Origin of the sequence: Pseudoxanthomonas sp. Root630, assembly GCF_001427585.1 — a bacterium.
Taxonomy (GTDB): Bacteria; Pseudomonadota; Gammaproteobacteria; order Xanthomonadales; family Xanthomonadaceae; genus Pseudoxanthomonas_A.
Genome location: NZ_LMGY01000006.1, coordinates 1 through 20,395 on the forward strand (window position 1 = coordinate 1; position 20,395 = coordinate 20,395).

The following is a 20,395-nucleotide window of genomic DNA, read 5'->3' on the forward strand; positions in this document are numbered from 1 at the left end:
CTGATCAACCCGGTGGCGATGGACGAAGGCCTGCGTTTCGCGATCCGCGAAGGTGGCCGTACCGTCGGCGCCGGCGTCGTGGCCAAGATCATCAAGTAATAGGTCCGCGTGCCGCACCCGGTGGGTGCGGCATGTCGTCGGGGATCAGGAAGCTGTTTCCACGACGTCATCCGCTGCTCTCGGGTGAAATGCTTGCGGCAGCAGAGTTACCCGGCTACAATGCCGGCCCCTGAATAGCCACCCGCTATTCAGGATCGCATTATCCGCCGGCGCCCCCTGGGAGGAGGCCGGCCTACCGCGAAAAGAGGTGCAGGAAGCGCCTCGTGTTCGCCAGACACGGAGTGTCGCGTGCCATCCTGCAGGCCTTGCGCCTGGCAGGGCGCCCCGGTGGTTGACGGGGTGTGTCACGCGTCCTATACTTTCATGTCTGGGCGGGCCGGTTTACCGGCCTGCCTTGTTTTTCAGGAAGAATCCCCAGCCGATTCAGGCGCTTTCCAGCCGTGGAGTATTCGCGGGTGGTGGGGACTGGATCAGCTTGGACTAACCGGGGCAAGGCATCCCAGAGGCCGCGCCCGTCGCTCTTTAACGAAGGAACTACCGCAATGGCGGACCAAAAGATCCGAATCCGGCTCAAAGCGTACGATCATCGTCTGATCGACCGCTCGGCCAGCGAGATCGTCGAGACGGCCAAGCGGACCGGCGCGCAAGTGCGCGGCCCGATCCCGCTGCCGACCAAGATCGAGCGCTACACCATCCTGGTTTCCCCGCACGTCGACAAGGACGCGCGTGACCAGTACGAGACCCGCACGCACAAGCGCGTGCTCGACATCGTCGACCCCAACGACAAGACCGTGGACGCGCTGATGAAGCTCGAACTGGCTGCCGGCGTCGACGTTCAGATCAAGCTGACCTGAGGCCACGACCATGACCGCGAAGAAATATTCGTTGGGTCTCGTCGGCCGCAAGGCTGGCATGACCCGAGTGTTCACCGAGGACGGCAAGTCCGTGCCGGTGACGCTGATCGAAGCCACCCCGAATCGCATCACCCAGATCAAGACCCCGGAAGCCGACGGCTACAGCGCCGTGCAGGTTGCCGTGGGTGCGCGTCGCGCCTCGCTGATCACCAAGCCGGTCGCCGGTCACCTGGCCAAGGCCAAGGTCGAAGCCGGTCGTGGCCTGTGGGAGCTGCGCGTCGAAGCCGACAAGCTGGGCGACTTCGCCATTGGCGGCGAGATCAAGGCCGACATCTTTGAAGTTGGCCAGAAGGTCGACGTCCAGGGTGTGACCAAGGGCAAGGGCTTCCAGGGCACCATCAAGCGCTGGAACTTCACCATGGGTGACGCCACCCACGGTAACTCGCTGTCGCACCGTTCGCCGGGTTCGCTCGGTCAGCGCCAGACGCCGGGTCGCGTGTTTCCGGGCAAGAAGATGTCCGGCCACATGGGTGCCGTGCAGCAGAGCACGCAGAACCTGGAAGTCGTCCGCGTGGACGCCGAGCGCGGCCTCATCGCCGTCCGCGGCGCCGTGCCGGGTGCACCGGGTGGCGACGTGATCGTGCGTCCGGCGAGCAAGGGTTGAGGAGAACGACCATGGAACTAGCCATTACAGGTAGCGCCAACAAGCTGTCGGTCTCCGACGACGTGTTCGGCCGTGAATTCAGCGAGGATCTGGTCCACCAGGTCGTCGTTGCCTACCGCAACGCCGGTCGTGCCGGCACCAAGGCGCAGAAGACGCGCGCCGAAGTCAACGGCACCACCAAGAAGTCCAAGAAGCAGAAGGGCGGCGGCGCCCGTCACGGTGCGCTGACCGCGCCGATCTTCGTTGGCGGCGGCGTGACCTTCGCGGCGAAGCCGCGCAGCTTCGCGCAGAAAGTCAACCGCAAGATGTACCGCGCGGCCATCAGCTCGATCCTGTCGGAGCTGAATCGCCAGAACCGCTTGAAGGTCGTGGAAGCGTTCGACGTGGACGCCACCAAGACCAGCGCCCTGATCGAGAAGCTGAAGGGCCTGGACCTGGGTCGTCGCCCGCTGATCGTCACCGAGGATGCTTCCGAGCACCTGTACCTGTCCGCCCGCAACCTTCCCTATGTGGAAGTGCGCGACGTGCAGGGCCTGGATCCGGCGGCGCTGGTCGGTGCCGACTCCGTGCTGATCACGGCCGACGCCGTCAAGAAGATCGAGGAGTGGCTGGCATGATCAGCAACGAAAAGATTTTTGCCGTGCTGCGTGCTCCGCGCGTCTCCGAAAAGACCGTGCGCCTGCAGGAACTCTCCAACCAATACGTCTTCGAAGTCTCGAACGATGCCACCAAGGCCGATGTCAAGGCCGCGGTCGAGCAGCTGTTCGACGTCAAGGTCGAGACGGTCAACGTGGTGAACGTGAAGGGCAAGAACAAGTCCTTCCGTAACCGCGCCGGCCGTCGCGGCGACTGGCGCAAGGCGTACGTGCGTCTGGCCGATGGTCAGGCCATCGACGTGTCGGCCAAGGCCTGAGGTAGACCCACATGCCATTGATGAAATTCAAACCCACCTCTCCCGGCCGCCGTTCGGCGGTCCGCGTGGTGACGCCCGACCTGCACAAGGGTGCCCCGCATGCTGCGCTGCTGGAAAAGCAGAGCAAGTCCGGCGGTCGCAACCACCACGGTCGCATCACCACCCGTCATATCGGCGGTGGCCACAAGCAGCATTACCGCCTCATCGACTTCAAGCGCGACAAGGAAGGCATCCCGGCGCGCGTGGAGCGGATCGAATACGATCCCAACCGCACCGCGCACATCGCGCTGCTGTGCTACGTCGATGGCGAGCGTCGCTACATCATCGCCCCCAAGGGCCTGAAGGCCGGTGACCAGGTCATCGCCGGTAGCGATGCCCCGATCAAGGCCGGCAACACGCTGCCGCTGCGCAACATCCCGGTCGGTACGACGATCCACGGCATCGAGCTGAAGCCCGGCAAGGGCGCGCAGATCGCCCGTGCCGCCGGCGCCGCCGTGCAGCTGGTCGCCCGCGAGCAGGGTTTCGCCACGCTGCGTCTTCGCTCCGGCGAAATGCGCAAGGTGCAGGTCGAGTGCCGCGCCACGGTCGGTGAAGTCGGCAACGACGAGCACAGCCTGGAGAAGCTCGGCAAGGCCGGTGCCAAGCGCTGGCGCGGCGTCAAGCCGACCGTCCGCGGTGCGGCCATGAACCCCGTCGATCACCCGCACGGTGGTGGCGAGGCGAAGGCCGGCCAGGGCAACCCGCATCCGGTCACCCCCTGGGGTGTGCCGACCAAGGGTTACAAGACGCGCAAGAACAAGCGCACGCAGCAATTCATCGTCCGCGATCGTAGGGGCTAATCGACCATGGCACGTTCACTCAAGAAGGGCCCGTTCGTCGATCACCACCTCGTCAAGAAGGTGGAGGCCGCGGGCGGCAGCAAGAGGCCGATCAAGACCTGGTCGCGCCGTTCGATGATCCTGCCGGAAATGGTGGGCTTCACGATCGCCATCCACAATGGCAAGAACCACGTTCCGGTGCTGGTCAACGAGAACATGGTCGGCCACAAGCTCGGCGAGTTTGCCGTCACCCGTACCTTCAAGGGTCACGGTGGCGACAAGAAAGCCGGCGGCAAGAAGTAAGGAGAGATGACCATGGAAGCGAAAGCCATCCTGCGCACCGCGCGCATCTCCCCGCAGAAAGCCCGCCTGGTCGCTGACCAGGTGCGTGGCTTGCCGGCCGAACGCGCCGTCAACCTGCTGAAGTTCTCGGACAAGAAGGCGGCACACCTGATCAAGAAGGTCGTGGAGTCCGCCATCGCCAACGCCGAGAACAACCAGGGTGCCGACGTCGACGAGCTGAAGGTCAAGACCATCATGGTCGATGAAGGTCCGGTGCTGAAGCGTTTCATGGCCCGTGCCAAGGGCCGCGGCACCCGCATTCTTAAGCGCACTAGCCACATCACTGTGGTCGTGGGCGAGGGCAAATAAGTATGGGTCACAAAGTTCATCCGACCGGTATCCGCCTGGGCATCGCCAAGGACTGGAATTCCAAGTGGTTCGCCAACAAGCGTGACTACGCCGATTACCTGGCCGCGGACCTGAAGGTGCGCGAGATGCTTCGCAAGAAGCTCGCCCAGGCCGGTATCTCCAAGATCCTGATCGAGCGTCCGGCGAAGACCGCGCGCGTGACCATCCACACCGCCCGTCCGGGCGTGGTGATCGGCAAGCGCGGTGAGGACATCGAGAAGCTGCGCAAGGAAGTGAGCGACCTGATGGGCGTCCCGGCGCACATCAACGTCACCGAAGTGCGCAAGCCCGAGCTGGACGCGCAGCTGGTGGCCGAGTCGATCGCGCAGCAGCTGGAGCGCCGCATCATGTTCCGTCGCGCGATGAAGCGCGCCGTGGGCAATGCGATGCGCCTCGGTGCCCTGGGCATCAAGGTCAACGTGGCTGGCCGCCTCAACGGTGCGGAAATCGCCCGTTCGGAGTGGTACCGCGAAGGCCGCGTGCCGCTGCACACGCTGCGTGCCGACATCGATTACGGTTTTGCCGAGGCGAAGACCACCTACGGCATCATCGGCATCAAGGTGTGGGTCTACAAGGGCGAAATCTTCGATTTCAGCCAGGTGGGTCAGGAGAAGCAGGACGACGCGCGCCCCGAGCGCAGCGAACGTCCGTCGCGCCCGGCTCGTGACCGCGACGCGAGGTAATCAATCATGTTGCAACCCAAGCGAACCAAATACCGCAAGATGCACAAGGGCCGGAACGAAGGCCTGAGCTGGAACGGTAACCTCGTCAGTTTCGGCGAGTACGGCCTGAAGGCCACGGCGCACGGTCAGCTGACCGCGCGCCAGATCGAAGCGGCCCGCCGTTCGATCAGCCGCTACGTCAAGCGTGGCGGCAAGATGTGGATCCGTGTGTTCCCCGACAAGCCGATCACCAAGAAGCCCATCGAAGTCCGAATGGGTTCGGGTAAGGGCAACGTCGAATACTGGGTCGCCCAGATCCAGCCGGGCCGCATGATCTATGAAATCGAAGGCGTCAGTGAGGACATCGCGCGCGAGGCGTTCCGCCTGGCCGCGGCCAAGCTGTCGGTCACCACCACTTTCGTGACCCGGACGGTGCGCTAATGGAACTCAAGCAACTCCGCGAGAAATCGGCTGACGAGCTGAAGGCCCACCTGACCGAGCTGCGCAAGGAGCAATTCTCCCTGCGCATGCAGAAGGTGACCGGCCAGCTGCCGAAGACGCATGAAACCCGCCGGGTCCGCCGCGAGATCGCTCGCGTCAAGACCCTGCTGGGCAGCCAGAAGTAAGGAGCGACCAAGATGAGCGATAACAAAGACAAAGCGCAACGCACCATCGAAGGCCGCGTCGTCAGCAACAAGATGGACAAGACGGTCACCGTCCTGGTGGAGCGTCAGGTCAAGCACGCCCTGTACGGCAAGTACATCAAGCGTTCCACCAAGCTGCACGCGCACGACGCGGACAACAGCTGCAAGGAAGGCGACGTGGTGCGCGTGACCGAGATCGCCCCGATGTCCAAGACCAAGAACTGGCGCGTGGTGGAAATCATCACCCGTGCGGCTGAATAAGAGGAGATCTGAATCATGATCCAGATGCAGAGCTACCTTGACGCGGCCGACAACTCCGGCGCCAAGGAACTGATGTGCATCAAGGTGCTGGGCGGCTCCAAGCGCCGTTACGCCGGCATCGGCGACATCATCAAGGTGACCGTCAAGGACGCCATTCCGCGCGGCAAGGTCAAGAAGGGCGAAGTCTACGACGCCGTGGTCGTGCGCACCCGCAAGGGCGTTCGCCGCCCCGACGGTTCGCTGATCCGCTTCGATGGCAACGCCGCCGTGCTGCTCAACAACAAGCAGGAGCCGATCGGTACCCGCATCTTCGGGCCCGTGACCCGCGAGCTGCGTTCCGAGAAGTTCATGAAGATCGTTTCGCTCGCGCCTGAAGTGCTCTGAGCGGAGGACATAGAAATGGCTAACCGTATCAAGAAGGGCGACCAGGTCGTCGTCATCACCGGCAAGGACAAGGGCAAGAAGGGCGACGTGGTGCGCGTTGATGGCGACCGCGTGGTCGTCTCCAACGTCAATGTCGTCAAGCGCCACACCAAGCCGAACCCGCAGGCCGGTGTCGCGGGTGGCGTGGTGGAGAGCGAACGCTCGATCCACATCTCCAATGTCGCGCTGTTCAACCCGGCGACGGGCAAGGGCGAGCGTATCGGTTTCAAGGTGCTGGAGGATGGACGCAAACTGCGTGTGTTCCGCTCCAGCGGTGAGGCGCTCGACGCCTGAGGAATGAGGACATGACCACCCGTCTCGAAAAAATCTACAAGGAAGAAGTGGCGCCGGCTCTGATGAAGAAGTTCGGCTACACCAATCCGATGGAAGTGCCGAAGATCACCAAGATCACCATCAACATGGGTGTGGGTGAAGCGGCGACCAACAAGAAGATCCTGGAAAACGCCGTGGCCGACCTGGCCAAGATCACCGGCCAGAAGCCGATCACGACCAAGTCCCGCGTGTCGGTGGCTTCGTTCAAGATCCGCGATGGCTGGCCGATCGGCTGCAAGGTCACCCTGCGTCGCGCCAAGATGTACGAATTCCTGGACCGCCTGATCAGCATCTCGCTGCCGCGCGTCCGCGACTTCCGTGGCGTGTCCGGCCGTTCGTTCGACGGTCGCGGCAACTACAACATGGGCGTGAAGGAACAGATCATCTTCCCGGAAATCGATTTCGACGCCGTCGATGCGATCCGCGGCATGGATATCGCCATCACGACCACCGCCAAGAACGACGCCGAAGCCAAGGCGCTGCTCGAAGCGTTCAAGTTCCCGTTCCGCAACTGATTCGCTAGGAAAAAGACATCATGGCAAAGACCTCGATGGTCAACCGCGACATCAAGCGGGAAAAGCTGGCCAAGCAGTACGCCGCCAAGCGTGACGCGCTGAAGAAGATCATCTCCAGCCAGGACGCGTCGTACGAAGACAAGATCGACGCGGTGACCAAGCTGCAGAAGCTGCCGCGCGACTCGTCGCCGAGCCGCCAGCGCAACCGCTGCGAGCTGTCCGGTCGTTCGCGTGGCGTGTACCGCAAGTTCGGCCTCGGCCGCAACATGCTGCGCAAAGCGACGATGAACGGCGACGTGCCGGGCCTGCGCAAGGCCAGCTGGTAACAACAGCTCCTGGCGACGCCCTTGGGGAGTCGCACGGAGGTTGAAGACAAGTCCGGCACATGCCGGACTTGTTGCTGTACAATGTTCGGCTCCCATGGCTCCGGCCGGGGGAGGGCGGTCGACCCGCCACCCTACCTGGGGGTGTCCAGGCACAACCTAGATTTTCGCGAAAGCGGATATCGGTGCTACTCATAAGGCAGACTCTAATGAGCATGACTGATCCCATCGCCGACATGCTGGTGCGCATTCGCAATGCCGCCGCTGTTGGCAAGCAGACGGTGAAAATGCCGTCCTCCAAGATCAAGACCTCGATCGCCAACGTCCTGAAGGCGGAAGGCTATATCGGCGACGTCCGCGTGACGAAGACCGAGAACAACAAGGCCGAGCTCGAGATCGTCCTGAAGTATTTCGAAGGCAAGCCGGTCATCGAGAAGCTGAGCCGCGTGTCCCGTTCGGGCCTGCGCCAGTACCGTGGCAAGGCTGAACTGCCGAAGGTCCTGGGTGGCCTGGGCGTCGCCATCATTTCCACCTCGAAGGGCATCATGACCGATGCGCAGGCCCGTGCGGCCGGCGTCGGTGGCGAAGTCCTGTGCTTCGTGGCCTAAGCGAAGGAGCCCAGACATGTCCCGCGTAGCCAAGAAGCCGATCAATCTCCCGAAGGGCGTCGAACTGACCGTCCAGGGCGAGACCCTCAACGTCAAGGGCCCGAAGGGCACCCTGACCATCGCCAAGCCGGCCGGCGTCGATCTCAACATCGACAATGGCGTGGCCAACCTGTCGCCGGTCACCCCGGCCGACGACGCTCTCACCGGCACCATCCGCGCGATCCTGGCCAACATGGTCAAGGGCGTGTCTGACGGCTTCGAGCGCAAGCTCGAGCTGGTGGGCGTCGGCTATCGCGCCGCGATGCAGGGCAAGGACCTCAACCTGTCGCTCGGGTTCTCGCACCCGATCCTGTTCAAGACGCCGGAAGGCATCACCATCGTCACCCCGACCCAGACCGAAATCCTGGTGCAGGGCGCCGACAAGCAGCGCGTTGGTGAAGTCGCCGCCAAGATCCGCGGTTTCCGTCCGCCGGAGCCCTACAAGGGCAAGGGTGTGAAGTACTCCGACGAAACCATCATCCGCAAGGAAGCGAAGAAGGCCTAACCGGGCTTTCGGCTTCGAGGAACCAGATCATGAGCATCAAGAACACCGCCCGCCTGCGTCGCGCCAAGTCCACCCGCGCGCACATCCGCGAACTCGGCGTGCCGCGCCTGTCGGTGCTGCGCACCGGGCAGCACATCTACGCCCAGCTGTTCACCGCCGATGGCGCCAAGGTCATCGCGTCGGCCAACACGCTGCAAGCGGACGTCAAGGATGGCCTGAAGAACGGCAAGAACAGCGATGCCGCTGCCCGCGTGGGCAAGTTCATCGCCGAGCGCGCCAAGGCCGAAGGCATCGAGAAGGTCGCATTCGATCGTTCGGGCTACCGCTACCACGGCCGCATCAAGGCCCTGGCGGACGCAGCGCGCGAAGGCGGCCTGCAGTTCTAAGCTTGAAGGGCATGGGGGCGACCCCATGCCTTGTCCCGCCGGCACGGGTTGCGCCGGGCGTGGTCGCTCTTCTGTAGCGGCCGTCGCGCCACCGCTCCACATCACAACCATAAGCGGCCAAGCCGTACATACCTCATCAACCAAGGAATTCAAGCAATGGCAGAAGAACGTCAGCCGCGGGGTCGCGATCGCGACCGCAACCGCGAAGAGAAAGTAGACGACGGCATGATCGAGAAGCTGGTCGCGGTCAACCGCGTCAGCAAGACGGTCAAGGGCGGTCGCCAGTTCACCTTCACCGCACTGACGGTGGTGGGCGACGGCAACGGCAAGATCGGTTTCGGCTACGGCAAGGCGCGCGAAGTGCCGGTCGCCATCCAGAAATCGATGGAATATGCCCGCAAGGGCATGCTGAACGTCGATCTGAACAACGGCACCCTGTGGCACCCGGTCAAGGCCGGCCATGGCGCGGCGCGCGTGTTCATGCAGCCCGCCTCGGAAGGTACGGGCGTCATCGCCGGCGGCGCCATGCGCGCCGTGCTGGAAGCGGTGGGCGTGAAGAACGTGCTGGCCAAGGCCGTCGGTTCGCGTAACCCGATCAACCTGGTTCGCGCCACGCTGAAGGGCCTGAGCGACATGCAGTCGCCCACCCGCATCGCGGCCAAGCGCGGCAAGAAGGTGGAGGAACTCCTCAATGGCTAACGAGTCCAACAAGACCGTCAAGGTGCGCCTGGTGCGCGGCCTGCGTGGTTCCCAGTCGCGTCACCGCCTGTCGGTGAAGGCGCTGGGCCTGAACAAGCTCAACGATGTGCGTGAACTGAAGGACAGCCCGCAGGTGCGCGGCCTGATCGCCAAGGTTCACTACCTCGTCAAGGTCGAGGAGTAATCAACATGCGTCTCAACACACTGAAGCCCGCCGATGGCGCCCGCACCGAACGCACCCGCGTCGGTCGTGGTATCGGTTCCGGCCTGGGCAAGACCGCTGGTCGTGGCCACAAGGGTTCGTTCGCGCGCTCCGGCAAGGGCAAGATCAAGGCGAAGTTCGAAGGCGGCCAGATGCCGCTGATCAAGCGTCTGCCCAAGGTCGGCTTCCGCTCCAAGCTGAAGCTGGATTGCGCCGAAGTGCTGTCGTACCAGCTCGAGAAGCTGGAAGCCGGTGAGATCGACTTCGCCGCGCTGCGCGCCGCCAAGCTGGTGCCCAGCACCGCCAAGCGCGCCAAGATCGTCAAGAAGGGCGAACTGACCAAGAAGTTCGTGCTGAAGGGCGTGGCCGCCACGGCCGGTGCCAAGGCCGCCATCGAGGCTGCCGGCGGCAGCGTGCAGGAGTAACGGACGCATGGCGCAGGGTAATGCCGCCAGTGCGCTGGCAGGCGCAGGCAAGTTCACCGAACTCCGCCAGCGCCTGCTGTTCGTGCTGGGCGCGCTGATCGTCTACCGGATCGGCTGTTTCATCCCGGTCCCGGGCGTCAATCCCGATGCCATGCTTGCGATGATGCAGGCGCAGGGCGGCGGCATCGTGGACATGTTCAACATGTTCTCCGGCGGCGCCCTGCACCGTTTCAGCATCTTCGCGCTGAACGTCATGCCCTACATTTCGGCATCGATCGTGATGCAGCTTGGCGTGCACATCTTCCCGAGCCTGAAGGCGCTGCAGAAGGAAGGCGAATCCGGTCGCCGCAAGATCACCCAGTACTCGCGCATCGGCGCCGTGCTGCTGGCGGTCGTGCAGGGCGGCAGCATCGCCACCGCGCTGCAGAACCAGGTTGCGCCGGGTGGTATGCCGGTGGTGTACGCGCCGGGCATGGGCTTCGTGCTGACCGCCGTCGTCGCATTGACCGCAGGCACCATCTTCCTGATGTGGCTGGGCGAACAGGTGACCGAGCGCGGCATCGGCAACGGCGTCTCGCTGATCATCTTCGCCGGTATCGTGGCGGGCCTGCCGGGTGCGGTCATCCAGACCGTCGGCGCCTTCCGCGATGGCACGCTGAGCTTCATCTCGCTGCTGGTCATCGCGCTGGTGGTGCTGGGCTTCACGTTCCTGGTCGTGTTCGTCGAACGTGGACAGAGGCGCATCACGGTGAACTACGCGCGCCGCCAGGGTGGCCGCAACGCGTACATGAACCAGACGTCGTTCCTGCCGCTCAAGCTCAACATGGCTGGCGTGATCCCGCCGATCTTCGCCTCCAGCATCCTGGCTTTCCCGGCCACGCTGGCGATGTGGTCCGGCCAGGGCAGTGGCGCGGCCACGTGGCTGCAGCGCATCTCCAATGCGCTGGCCCCGGGCGAGCCGCTGCACATGATCGTGTTCGCTGCGATGATCATCGGCTTCGCGTTCTTCTACACGGCCCTGGTGTTCAACTCCCAGGAAACCGCGGAGAACCTGAAGAAGTCCGGCGCGCTCATCCCGGGTATCCGTCCGGGCAAGGCCACGGCCGACTACGTGGACGGCGTGCTGACCCGCCTGACCGCGATCGGTTCGCTGTATCTGGTGGCGGTCTGCCTGTTGCCGGAAGTGATGCGCACGCAGCTGGGGACCTCGTTCTACTTCGGCGGCACTTCGCTGCTGATCGTGGTGGTGGTGGTGATGGACTTCATCGCGCAGATCCAGGCGCACCTGATGTCGCACCAGTACGAGAGCCTGCTGAAGAAGGCCAATCTGAAGGGTGGCTCGCGGGGCGGTCTTGCCCCCCGTGGCTGAGGTATAATCGCGGGTCTTCCCGCACCAGTCCGGTCCCTCGTGGCCGGCTGACTTAGATGGGCGGCTTCCGCGGCGATCCGGCGCGGGGGTGAGAACCAGCCAGTCCCTGCGCCAGAGTAGCGCGGGCGGGGCAGGGAGAAGGGCAACCTTCTCCTCGCACCAGGCCGGTTCCGACGCCGGAGCATGGGCACACTCCCCATGCCGGGTCCAACGCCAGCCTTGCTGGCGCGGACTTCCAAGGAACCCCGGATCTTGCTACACTTTCCAGTTCACTCCGCCTGTCTGCGCGAATCCCGCCCGGGATGACCGTACACGGGCCAATACTCACAGTTGGAGAACCGCGTCATGGCGCGTATTGCAGGTGTCAACCTGCCTGCCCAGAAGCATGTCTGGGTCGGTTTGCAAAGCATCTACGGCATTGGCCGTACCCGTTCCAAGAAGGTCTGCGAAGCCGCTGGCGTCGTCTCGACCACCAAGATCCGCGATCTGTCGGAGCCGGAAGTCGAGCGCCTGCGCGCCGAAGTCGGCAAGTACGTGGTCGAAGGCGACCTGCGCCGTGAAGTCGGCATCGCCATCAAGCGCCTGATGGACCTGGGCTGCTACCGCGGCCTGCGTCACCGTCGCGGCCTGCCGCTGCGTGGTCAGCGCACCCGTACCAACGCCCGCACCCGCAAGGGTCCGCGCAAAGCCATCAAGAAGTAAGGGGCGACCATCATGGCCAAGCCAGCTGCTGCCAAAGTCAAGAAGAAGATCAAGCGCGTCATCACCGATGGCGTCGCCCACGTCCACGCTTCTTTCAACAACACCATCGTCACCATCACCGACCGCCAGGGCAATGCGCTTTCCTGGGCGACCTCGGGCGGTGCCGGTTTCCGCGGTTCCCGCAAGTCCACGCCGTTCGCGGCCCAGGTCGCCGCCGAAAAGGCCGGCCGTGCCGCACTGGACTACGGCGTGAAGTCGCTGGAAGTCCGTATCAAAGGCCCGGGTCCGGGTCGTGAGTCGGCCGTGCGTTCGTTGAACAACGTGGGCTACAAGATCACCAACATCATCGACGTGACGCCGATCCCGCACAACGGGTGCCGTCCGCCGAAAAAGCGTCGCGTCTAAGGGGGCGATAAGAAATGGCTCGTTATATCGGTCCTACCTGTAAGCTCGCGCGCCGTGAAGGCGCCGACCTGTCGCTCAAGAGCCCGGCCCGTGCGCTGGACTCCAAGTGCAAGCTGGAGCAGAAGCCCGGCCAGCACGGCGCCACCGCCCGCAAGGGCAAGCTGTCCGACTACGCCACCCAGCTGCGTGAAAAGCAGAAGGTCAAGCGTATCTACGGCCTGCTGGAGCGCCAGTTCCGCAACTACTACAAGAAGGCCTCGACCAAGAAGGGCAACACCGGCGAGAACCTGCTGCAGCTGCTGGAAACCCGCCTGGACAACGTCATCTACCGCATGGGCTTCGCCGTGACCCGTCCGGCCGCCCGCCAGCTGGTCTCGCACCGTGGCGTGCTGGTCAACGGCAAGCCGGTCAACCTGCCTTCGTACCAGATCAAGGCCGGTGACGCGATCGCGCTGTCGGAGAAGGCCCAGAAGCAGCTCCGCGTCCAGGAGTCGCTGACGGTCGCCGAGCAGCTCGACCTGAACCCGTCGTGGGTCGAAGTCGATGCGAAGAAGTTCAGCGGCGTGTTCAAGGCGGTTCCGGCGCGTTCGGACCTGCCTGCCGACATCAACGAAGCGCTGATCGTCGAGTTGTACTCGAAGTAATTCATTCACGCACCCCCGGGCGACCGGGGGACCGCAGGAGACAAAGCAACATGACGGGTATTACTCAGCAAGTGCTGCGCCCCCGCGGCCCGCAGATCGAGCGCCTGACCGGCAACCGTGCGAAGGTGGTCATCGAACCGCTGGAGCGGGGTTACGGCCATACGCTCGGCAATGCGTTGCGCCGCGTGCTGCTGTCGTCGATCCCCGGCTTCGCGATCACCGAAGTCGAGATCGATGGCGTGCTGCACGAATACAGCACCATCGAAGGCATGCAGGAAGACGTGCTGGAAGTGCTGTTGAACCTGAAGGATGTGGCCATCCGCATCCACTCCGGCGATTCGTCCACCCTGAGCCTGGCCAAGCAGGGCCCGGGCGTGGTGACCGCCGGCGACATCAAGACCGACCACAACGTCGAGATCCTGAATCCGGAACTGGTCATCTGCAACCTGACCAAGGACACGGCGCTGAACATGCGCCTGAAGATCGAGCGCGGTTTCGGCTACCAGCCGGCCGCCGCCCGTCGCCGTCCGGACGAAGAAACCCGTGCGATCGGCCGTCTGGTGCTGGACGCCTCGTTCTCGCCGGTCCGTCGCGTCGCGTACGCGGTGGAAGCCGCGCGCGTCGAGCAGCGCACCGACCTGGACAAGCTGGTCCTGGACATCGAGACCAACGGCACGATCGACGCCGAGGAAGCCGTGCGCACCGCCGCCGACATCCTCAGCGACCAGCTGTCGGTGTTCGGTGACTTCACGCACCGCGACCGCGGCGCGCCGAAGCAGGCTGCCAGCGGCGTGGATCCGGTGCTGCTGCGCCCGATCGACGATCTGGAGCTGACGGTGCGTTCGGCCAACTGCCTGAAGGCCGAGAGCATCTACTACATCGGCGACCTGATCCAGAAGACGGAAGTCGAACTGCTCAAGACCCCGAACCTCGGCAAGAAGTCGCTGACCGAGATCAAGGAAGTCCTGGCGCAGCGCGGCCTGTCCCTGGGCATGAAGCTGGAGAACTGGCCGCCGGCCGGTGTCGCCCAGCACGGCATGCTCGGCTGATGAAGTACCCGGAAGCTCCCGCGCTCGCGCGGGAGCTTCCTTGCAACACCTCCGTCGACGGACCTGAAGGCCCGCGACGTCCCGGTCAAGGATGGCCGGTCCGGACCAACCGCAGTCCACTGTTCCAACGCCTGGATGGCGACAGCGAAGTCCAACGACCCATTCTTCTTTAGGAATCCAACCCATGCGCCACCAGAAAGCCGGCCGCAAGTTCAGCCGCACCAGCGCCCATCGCGAAGCGATGTTCCGCAACATGGCCGCCTCGCTCATCAAGCACGGCCTGATCAAGACCACCCTGCCGAAGGCCAAGGAACTGCGCCGCGTCGCGGAACCGCTGATCACCCTCGGCAAGATCGACGGCGTCGCCAACCGCCGCCTGGCGTTCGCCCGCCTGCGCGACAAGGAAGCCGTCGGCACCCTGTTCACCACCCTCGGCCCGCGCTACCAGTCGCGTCCGGGTGGCTACCTGCGCATCCTGAAGTGCGGTTTCCGCGCCGGCGACAACGCTCCGATGGCGTACGTCGAGCTGGTCGACCGTCCGGAAGCGGCGACCGAGTAAGGTCCGCATCCAGTGTCACGCGAAGACCCCGGCCCTGCCGGGGTTTTTGCTTTCGAGGGGCCTCATCCGCCACTGCGGCGTGCCGTCGCAGGTGACGCGGATACGCCCGCATGTGGATAATGCGGCAACCCCCATCCGACCGGTGACGATGAATCCTCTCCGCTGGAGTTTTCGTGCGCAGTGCTTCCTGGGTTTCGCGACGTGCGCGGGCCTGCTCGGGTATGCGCTGTATGTGCAGTTCGTGCAGCACTTGGAACCCTGTCCGTTCTGCATTTTCCAGCGGCTGGCCTTTGCGGCGACGGGCGTGATGTTCCTGCTCGGCGCGCTGCACGGACCGCGTCGCTCCGGTGGCCAGCGGGTCTATGGCGTGCTCGCCTTCCTCGCCGCGGCCACGGGTATCGGCATCGCGGGGCGGCATGTCTGGGTGCAGGTGTTCCCGCCTCTGATTCCGAGTTGCGGCCCGGGCTGGGACTACATGATCGAGACGAACACGTGGCTGGGCGTCGTGCAGAAGGTGCTGTCCGCGAAGGGCGACTGCAGCACCGTCGATTGGAGTTTCCTCGGTCTGACCATGCCGATGTGGAGTCTGGTGTGGTTCGTGCTGCTCGCGATCTGGGCCCTGAGGATCGGTTTCCGCGCCCGCAAGACCTCGACCTTCCGCTGATTTGACGCGGCGCACCAGTCTGTCAGGATGGTGGGCCGCAAGGAGTCCCGCCATGAACCCCACCGACCGCCCCCTGCGCGCCGTCAGCCTGCCGCCGAACTGGGCGCCCGACAGTTGGCGCGCGCGTCCGGCGATGCAGATGCCGACCTATCCGGATGCCGGGGCGCTGGAGGCCGCGCTGGGCGAACTGCGCCAGTTGCCCCCGCTGGTGACCTCGTGGGAGATCTTCTCGCTGAAGAAGCAACTGGCCGAAGCGCAGGAAGGCAAGCGCTTCCTGTTGCAGGGCGGCGATTGCGCGGAGAACTTCTCCGATTGCGAGTCCGGCCTCATCTCCAACCGGCTCAAGGTACTGCTGCAGATGAGCCTGGTGCTGGTGCATGGCCTGCGCCTGCCGGTGGTGCGCGTCGGGCGCTTCGCGGGGCAGTACGCGAAGCCGCGTTCGGCCGACATGGAAACGCGGGACGGCGTGGCGCTGCCGAGCTACCGCGGCGACGTGGTCAATGCGCCGGCGTTCACGGCCGAGGCGCGCGTGCCCGATCCCCGTCGCATGATCAAGGCGCACGCCCGCTCGGCGATGACGATGAACTTCGTCCGTGCGCTGATCGATGGCGGTTTCGCCGACCTGCACCACCCCGAGTACTGGAATCTCAGCTGGGTGGGCTGTTCGCCGCTGGCTGACGAGTACCAGCAGATGGTGACCTCGATCGGTGATGCGGTGAAGTTCATGGAGACCCTGTCGGGCTCCGAGGTGCACAACCTCAATCGGATTGATTTCTACACGTCGCACGAGGCGTTGCTGCTGCCGTACGAAGAAGCCCTGACGCGCGAAGTCCCGCGGCAGTGGGGCTGGTTCAACCTCAGCACGCACTACCCGTGGATCGGCATGCGGACGGCGGCGGTGGATGGCGCGCACGTGGAGTACCTGCGCGGCGTGCGCAATCCGATCGCGATCAAGGTGGGGCCGTCGGTCACGCCGGACCAACTGCTGCGCCTGATCGATGTGTTGAACCCGGAAGACGAAGCGGGCCGCCTGACCTTCATCCACCGGATGGGTGCGGCGCAGATCGCGGACAAGTTGCCGCCGCTGCTGGATGCGGTCCGGCGCGACGGCCGTCGCGTGCTCTGGGTCTGCGATCCGATGCACGGCAATACGGAAAGCACGAGTAATGGCTTCAAGACGCGGCGGTTCGACAACGTGCGCAGCGAAGTCGAGCAGTCCTTCGACCTGCATGCCGCAGCGGGCACGCGACTCGGCGGCGTCCACCTGGAACTGACGGGCGAGGATGTCACCGAGTGCACCGGGGGTGCGCGCGAACTGACCGATGCGGATCTGGAGCGCGCTTACCGCTCGACGGTCGACCCGCGCCTCAACTACGAGCAGTCGCTGGAAATCGCGATGTCCATCGTGCGCAAGCAGAACCAGGTGGCCGCACCCGCGGCGCGCTGAGCCGTCCCGCTACGCGCCGTGCGTCTGCACGGCGTGAGGCACGGGCGGTATGGTCCAGGTCTTCGCGCGCGCGTACATGCGTGCGAATTCGGCCGCCGGCACCGGCGTGCTGAAGTAATTGCCCTGTAGTTCGTCGCATCCGTTCGCGGCCAGCCATGCGGCCTGCGCCGGTGTTTCCACGCCTTCGGCGATGGTGCGGCACTGCAGCTGGGCCGCCAGGCCGATGATGGCGCGGGTGATCGCGGCCTGGTTCGGCTCCGACACGTCGCGGACGAAGGACTGGTCGATCTTCAACACGTTGAAACCGTAGTTGCCGAGGTAGCTCAGGCTGGAGAAGCCTGTGCCGAAGTCGTCGATCGCGATGCGGACGCCCAGTGCCTTCAGCGCGCGCAGCGTGCGGTCGGTGCGCTGTACGTCGCGCATCAGGGTGGTTTCGGTGACTTCCAGTTCGAGGAACTCGGCTGGCAATCCGCTGTCTTCCAGGGCGCCGGTGACGGTGTCCACGAGGTCGTCCGTGTCGAAGTTGGCGGCGGCGATGTTGACCGACACGCGGATCGGCGGCAGTCCGGCCTGTTGCCAGATGCGGTTCTGCCGGCAGGCCGCCCGGATCGCCCACTGGTCGATGTCGACGATGAGGTTGGTTTCCTCCGCGATCGGCAGGAACTCGCCCGGCATGACCAGACGGTCGCCCCGTTGCCAGCGTGCGAGGCCTTCGACGCCGACGATGCGGCCGGTGAGGCAGTCGATCTGGGGCTGGTAATGCAGGAACAGATCGCCATTGCGCAGGCTCCGGCGCAAGCTGTTCTCCAGCTCGATGCGTGCGTCGACGCTGGTGGCGAGTTCGCGTGTGTAGAAACGCGTGGCGTTGCGGCCATTGCGCTTGGCCAGGTACATCGCCGCATCCGCGCGCATCATCAGCGTGGCGGCGTCGTAGCCGTCTTCCGGAAACAGGCTGATGCCGATGCTGAAGGCCTGGTGGAGTTCGTGCGAGGCGACCGGGTAGGGCGTGCCGCTGAGCGACAGCAGGCGATCGGCCACCTGCAATACGCTCTCCCGCATCACCACGTTCGGCAACAGCACCACGAACTCGTCGCCGCCCGTGCGATAGATCGTGCCGAGGTTGCCGATGTTGCGCTGGATGCGTCGCGCCACCTGTTGCAGGAGCTCGTCGCCGGTATGGTGGCCGAGCGCGTCGTTGACGTGCTTGAACAGGTCCAGGTCCAGGAACAGCACCGCGATGCCATTGCCATGGTTGGTGGCGTGGGTGATCGCCTGGCCCAGTCGTTCGTTGAGCTGCAGGCGGTTCGGCAAGCCGGTCAACGCGTCGTGATGCGCCAGGTAGGTCATGCGCGAGCTCAGTGCGCGCGGCTCAGTGATGTCGCGCAACACCATGACGCTGCCGACCAGGCGCTCATCGCGATCGTGGATGGACGACAGCGAGCGCTCGACCAGGATCCGCGATCCGTCATGGCGCACGAGCTGCAGGTCTCCCGCTTGCGCGAGCGGATGCGCGGTCGCCTCCGCGTCGTCGGGCGCTTCCACGCGCACGAGCGGGACGATGCGGTCCAGCGGCTGGCCCAACGCCTGTTCCAGCCCCCAACCGCTCAGCGCTTCGGCGGTGGGATTCAAGTAGGTGACGCGGCTTTCCACGTCCACGGTGATCACGGCCTCGCTGATCGAGGTCAGCGTCACTTCCGCCAGTTCGTTCGCGTTGTGCAGCGCGTTCTCCAGGCGGGCTTTCTCGGTGATGTCGATCGCCATCACGAAGAAGCCGCACACCGCGCCTTCTTCGTCGACGTCCGGCGTATAGAAACTGTGCAGTCGGCGCACGCCGTCCACCATGCTGAAGCTGCTTTCGAAATCGCCATCACGCCCGGCGAGCGCGGCTTCGATGTGCGGCAGGCGGCGCGTGTAGGCTTCTTCGCCGAACAGGTCGCGCATGTGCGCGCCGACGCGCAGCGGCGCATGCCAACGGATTTGCTCGGCGCAAGCCCGGTTGTTGAACACGAGCCTGTGCTTCGCGTCGAATTGCGCGATCAGCGCGGGCAGGCGCTCGGTGACGCGCTTGAGGTGATCGCGCGCCATCGCCAGTTCGCGATGGGCCTGGCGCTGTTCGCTGACGTCGTTCCCCATCAGGTACCAACCCGCGATGCGCTGGTTGCGCTCCACGTCGGGCACCAGGTAGAGGTGCACCGGGCGCGCGGGCTTTCCGATCTCCGCATCCCAGGCAACCCAGTGCTCGGCCGTGCAGTCGCGCATCGCGCGCTTGAGCGAGGCGAGGAATTCCGGATCGTCCGCATGCACGTCGTCCACGTGGCGGTCGCTCCAGCCTTCGCGGGCGCCCGACCACGTGCGGCTGGCACGGTTCGCGAACCCATACCGCCCCTCGGCATCGACGTAGGCGATCAGGGCGGGCAGGTGGTCGGCAACGGCATCCAGCAGGGCGCGGCTGCGACGTTCCGTGCGCGCCAGGCTGCGCAGCAGCAGGAACAGCAGTACGCCAAGGACGATGCCGCACAGCGAAAGCAGCAGGATCGGCAGCTGTCCGGGCAGGGCCTCGCGGATCGGCGGGGAATGCAGCACCAGTTGCCATTGGCTGCCCAGCAGGCGCAGGTCGCGCTGCGACGTGAAGGCAGGCTTCCAGCCTTCGCCATGGCGATCGCGCAGCGCGCGGGTCTGGTAGACCGGTTCGCCACCATGGTCGCGGGCGAGCAACAGCAGGTCGAACTCGCCTCCATCGGTGCGGCCGATGGCGTCGTCCATCACTTGCTGCCAACCGAAGCCAGCCGTCGCGAAGCCGCGCAGCAGCGCGCGCCGCGCCTCCATGCTTTCGCGTGCAGCCACGGAGTCGGCATACACGGGCGCATACAGGAGGAAGCCGGGCAGGCCGGTACTGCCGCGGGAGGCGTCGCCGAGCGCCACCAGCGGCGCGGCCGCGAGTTCGCCCGTGTCGCGTGCGGATTCGATCGCGCCGCGCCGCACGGTTTCCGCCATCACGTCCTTGCCCAGCAACGGGCGCATGCCTGGCGCATCCGGGTACAGCAGGTCGATCACCACGTACTCGCTGCGGTCGCCGGCCGGATGGATCGCGAACGCGTCGCCATAGCGGGTGCGCCGTGCAGCGACGTAGGCCTCGCGTTCGGCCGCGCGGACATAGCGCGCGAACCCGAGCCCATGCACGCCGGACTGGCGCGTGGGGACCTGCAGCTTCTCTACGAAGGCGTAGAAGCTGTCCTGGTCGATGTCCTGGCGACCCTCCAGCACCGCGGCGGCGGCGCGCACGGTGTCTTCGTAGGCATTCATGCGGGTGGTAACCGCAGTGGCCACGGCGTCCGCGCGCGCATCGAATTGCGCACGGCCATGATCGCGCGCCTGGCGCCAGGTGATCAGGCCGGTCCACAGTGAAAGCAGGCAGGCGACGACCAGCACGCCCCACGCCAGCGAATTGAGGTTGCGCTCTCTACGGCGCGCCGTGGATCCAGATCCACCGAACGCCCGCCGCTCCGCCCCCCGGTCCGCGCCAGACTCCACG

Annotated in this window: 30 protein-coding genes and 1 pseudogene; 30 read left to right on the plus strand and 1 reads right to left on the minus strand. The window is 65.0% G+C overall.

Annotation, left to right across the window (positions count from 1 at the left end; genetic code table 11):
• From ASD72_RS20445 to ASD72_RS04950, 30 genes and pseudogenes are all read left to right on the plus strand, one after another.
• Positions 1 to 99: pseudogene (locus tag ASD72_RS20445) on the plus strand (elongation factor Tu); the annotation flags it as partial.
• A 503-nt stretch (positions 100 to 602) separates the two neighbouring features.
• On the plus strand, positions 603 to 914 hold the full coding sequence (rpsJ, locus tag ASD72_RS04810; RefSeq protein WP_027070119.1) for a 30S ribosomal protein S10: 312 nt from the start codon (positions 603 to 605) through the stop codon (positions 912 to 914).
• Between the two features lie 10 nt (positions 915 to 924).
• Complete coding sequence (rplC, locus tag ASD72_RS04815) at positions 925 to 1,578, plus strand: 50S ribosomal protein L3 (protein ID WP_056878817.1); 654 nt, start codon at positions 925 to 927, stop codon at positions 1,576 to 1,578.
• A gap of 11 nt (positions 1,579 to 1,589) precedes the next feature.
• A complete protein-coding gene (gene rplD, locus ASD72_RS04820; RefSeq protein WP_056878818.1) occupies positions 1,590 to 2,195 on the plus strand; it encodes a 50S ribosomal protein L4 in 606 nt (201 codons plus the stop codon).
• Positions 2,192 to 2,491, plus strand: a complete 300-nt coding sequence (gene rplW, locus ASD72_RS04825) for a 50S ribosomal protein L23 (RefSeq protein ID WP_055941273.1) — start codon at positions 2,192 to 2,194, stop codon at positions 2,489 to 2,491. The genes rplD and rplW overlap by 4 nt, the downstream gene beginning before the upstream one ends.
• 11 nt (positions 2,492 to 2,502) lie before the next feature.
• On the plus strand, positions 2,503 to 3,330 hold the full coding sequence (rplB, locus tag ASD72_RS04830) for a 50S ribosomal protein L2 (protein ID WP_056878819.1): 828 nt from the start codon (positions 2,503 to 2,505) through the stop codon (positions 3,328 to 3,330).
• Between the two features lie 6 nt (positions 3,331 to 3,336).
• Positions 3,337 to 3,612 carry a 30S ribosomal protein S19 gene (gene rpsS / locus ASD72_RS04835; protein ID WP_056878820.1) on the plus strand — a complete coding sequence of 92 codons (276 nt, stop codon included), beginning with the start codon at positions 3,337 to 3,339 and terminating at the stop codon, positions 3,610 to 3,612.
• Between the two features lie 12 nt (positions 3,613 to 3,624).
• A complete protein-coding gene (gene rplV / locus ASD72_RS04840; RefSeq protein WP_056878871.1) occupies positions 3,625 to 3,960 on the plus strand; it encodes a 50S ribosomal protein L22 in 336 nt (111 codons plus the stop codon).
• Between the two features lie 2 nt (positions 3,961 to 3,962).
• On the plus strand, positions 3,963 to 4,682 hold the full coding sequence (rpsC, locus tag ASD72_RS04845) for a 30S ribosomal protein S3 (protein ID WP_056878821.1): 720 nt from the start codon (positions 3,963 to 3,965) through the stop codon (positions 4,680 to 4,682).
• Positions 4,683 to 4,688: 6 nt separating this feature from the next.
• On the plus strand, positions 4,689 to 5,102 hold the full coding sequence (gene rplP, locus ASD72_RS04850; RefSeq protein WP_056878822.1) for a 50S ribosomal protein L16: 414 nt from the start codon (positions 4,689 to 4,691) through the stop codon (positions 5,100 to 5,102).
• Positions 5,102 to 5,287 (plus strand): 50S ribosomal protein L29, encoded by a 186-nt coding sequence (gene rpmC / locus ASD72_RS04855; protein WP_055941284.1) that lies wholly within the window; start codon positions 5,102 to 5,104, stop codon positions 5,285 to 5,287. Before rplP ends, rpmC begins: the two co-directional genes overlap by 1 nt.
• A 12-nt stretch (positions 5,288 to 5,299) precedes the next feature.
• On the plus strand, positions 5,300 to 5,566 hold the full coding sequence (rpsQ, locus tag ASD72_RS04860; RefSeq protein WP_056878823.1) for a 30S ribosomal protein S17: 267 nt from the start codon (positions 5,300 to 5,302) through the stop codon (positions 5,564 to 5,566).
• A gap of 15 nt (positions 5,567 to 5,581) precedes the next feature.
• Positions 5,582 to 5,950, plus strand: coding sequence for a 50S ribosomal protein L14 (gene rplN, locus ASD72_RS04865; protein ID WP_013535986.1), 369 nt, complete (start codon positions 5,582 to 5,584; stop codon positions 5,948 to 5,950).
• Between the two features lie 15 nt (positions 5,951 to 5,965).
• Positions 5,966 to 6,283 (plus strand): 50S ribosomal protein L24, encoded by a 318-nt coding sequence (gene rplX, locus ASD72_RS04870; protein WP_056878824.1) that lies wholly within the window; start codon positions 5,966 to 5,968, stop codon positions 6,281 to 6,283.
• Between the two features lie 11 nt (positions 6,284 to 6,294).
• Complete coding sequence (gene rplE, locus ASD72_RS04875) at positions 6,295 to 6,837, plus strand: 50S ribosomal protein L5 (protein ID WP_055941290.1); 543 nt, start codon at positions 6,295 to 6,297, stop codon at positions 6,835 to 6,837.
• A 20-nt stretch (positions 6,838 to 6,857) separates the two neighbouring features.
• Positions 6,858 to 7,163 carry a 30S ribosomal protein S14 gene (gene rpsN, locus ASD72_RS04880; RefSeq protein WP_056878825.1) on the plus strand — a complete coding sequence of 102 codons (306 nt, stop codon included), beginning with the start codon at positions 6,858 to 6,860 and terminating at the stop codon, positions 7,161 to 7,163.
• A 206-nt stretch (positions 7,164 to 7,369) separates the two neighbouring features.
• Positions 7,370 to 7,768 carry a 30S ribosomal protein S8 gene (rpsH, locus tag ASD72_RS04885; RefSeq protein ID WP_056878826.1) on the plus strand — a complete coding sequence of 133 codons (399 nt, stop codon included), beginning with the start codon at positions 7,370 to 7,372 and terminating at the stop codon, positions 7,766 to 7,768.
• A 16-nt stretch (positions 7,769 to 7,784) separates the two neighbouring features.
• Entirely contained in the window at positions 7,785 to 8,312 is a 528-nt protein-coding gene (gene rplF, locus ASD72_RS04890) for a 50S ribosomal protein L6 (RefSeq protein WP_056878827.1), read from the plus strand.
• A gap of 29 nt (positions 8,313 to 8,341) precedes the next feature.
• Positions 8,342 to 8,698, plus strand: coding sequence for a 50S ribosomal protein L18 (gene rplR, locus ASD72_RS04895; protein WP_056878828.1), 357 nt, complete (start codon positions 8,342 to 8,344; stop codon positions 8,696 to 8,698).
• Between the two features lie 156 nt (positions 8,699 to 8,854).
• The gene (gene rpsE, locus ASD72_RS04900; protein ID WP_055941300.1) at positions 8,855 to 9,397 is read left to right on the plus strand and encodes a 30S ribosomal protein S5; all 543 of its coding nucleotides are present in this window, start codon (positions 8,855 to 8,857) and stop codon (positions 9,395 to 9,397) included.
• On the plus strand, positions 9,390 to 9,581 hold the full coding sequence (rpmD, locus tag ASD72_RS04905; RefSeq protein WP_055941302.1) for a 50S ribosomal protein L30: 192 nt from the start codon (positions 9,390 to 9,392) through the stop codon (positions 9,579 to 9,581). The genes rpsE and rpmD overlap by 8 nt, the downstream gene beginning before the upstream one ends.
• Positions 9,581 to 10,024 (plus strand): 50S ribosomal protein L15, encoded by a 444-nt coding sequence (rplO, locus tag ASD72_RS04910; protein WP_081420152.1) that lies wholly within the window; start codon positions 9,581 to 9,583, stop codon positions 10,022 to 10,024. Before rpmD ends, rplO begins: the two co-directional genes overlap by 1 nt.
• Positions 10,025 to 10,031: 7 nt before the next feature.
• Positions 10,032 to 11,393 (plus strand): preprotein translocase subunit SecY, encoded by a 1,362-nt coding sequence (gene secY / locus ASD72_RS04915; RefSeq protein WP_056878830.1) that lies wholly within the window; start codon positions 10,032 to 10,034, stop codon positions 11,391 to 11,393.
• Positions 11,394 to 11,738: 345 nt separating this feature from the next.
• A complete protein-coding gene (gene rpsM, locus ASD72_RS04920; RefSeq protein ID WP_056878872.1) occupies positions 11,739 to 12,095 on the plus strand; it encodes a 30S ribosomal protein S13 in 357 nt (118 codons plus the stop codon).
• Positions 12,096 to 12,107: 12 nt separating this feature from the next.
• Positions 12,108 to 12,500 carry a 30S ribosomal protein S11 gene (gene rpsK, locus ASD72_RS04925; protein ID WP_055941307.1) on the plus strand — a complete coding sequence of 131 codons (393 nt, stop codon included), beginning with the start codon at positions 12,108 to 12,110 and terminating at the stop codon, positions 12,498 to 12,500.
• 14 nt (positions 12,501 to 12,514) lie between these two features.
• On the plus strand, positions 12,515 to 13,144 hold the full coding sequence (gene rpsD, locus ASD72_RS04930; RefSeq protein ID WP_056878831.1) for a 30S ribosomal protein S4: 630 nt from the start codon (positions 12,515 to 12,517) through the stop codon (positions 13,142 to 13,144).
• A 50-nt stretch (positions 13,145 to 13,194) separates the two neighbouring features.
• Complete coding sequence (rpoA, locus tag ASD72_RS04935; protein WP_056878832.1) at positions 13,195 to 14,193, plus strand: DNA-directed RNA polymerase subunit alpha; 999 nt, start codon at positions 13,195 to 13,197, stop codon at positions 14,191 to 14,193.
• A gap of 184 nt (positions 14,194 to 14,377) precedes the next feature.
• A complete protein-coding gene (gene rplQ, locus ASD72_RS04940; protein ID WP_056878833.1) occupies positions 14,378 to 14,752 on the plus strand; it encodes a 50S ribosomal protein L17 in 375 nt (124 codons plus the stop codon).
• Between the two features lie 148 nt (positions 14,753 to 14,900).
• The gene (locus tag ASD72_RS04945; protein WP_056878834.1) at positions 14,901 to 15,416 is read left to right on the plus strand and encodes a disulfide bond formation protein B; all 516 of its coding nucleotides are present in this window, start codon (positions 14,901 to 14,903) and stop codon (positions 15,414 to 15,416) included.
• 52 nt (positions 15,417 to 15,468) lie between these two features.
• Complete coding sequence (locus ASD72_RS04950; RefSeq protein ID WP_056878835.1) at positions 15,469 to 16,863, plus strand: 3-deoxy-7-phosphoheptulonate synthase class II; 1,395 nt, start codon at positions 15,469 to 15,471, stop codon at positions 16,861 to 16,863.
• A gap of 9 nt (positions 16,864 to 16,872) precedes the next feature.
• On the opposite strand, the gene ASD72_RS04955 is transcribed toward ASD72_RS04950, so the two are convergent.
• Positions 16,873 to 20,394, minus strand: coding sequence for an EAL domain-containing protein (locus ASD72_RS04955; protein WP_162250345.1), 3,522 nt, complete (start codon positions 20,392 to 20,394; stop codon positions 16,873 to 16,875).
• Position 20,395: the final 1 nt, after the last annotated feature.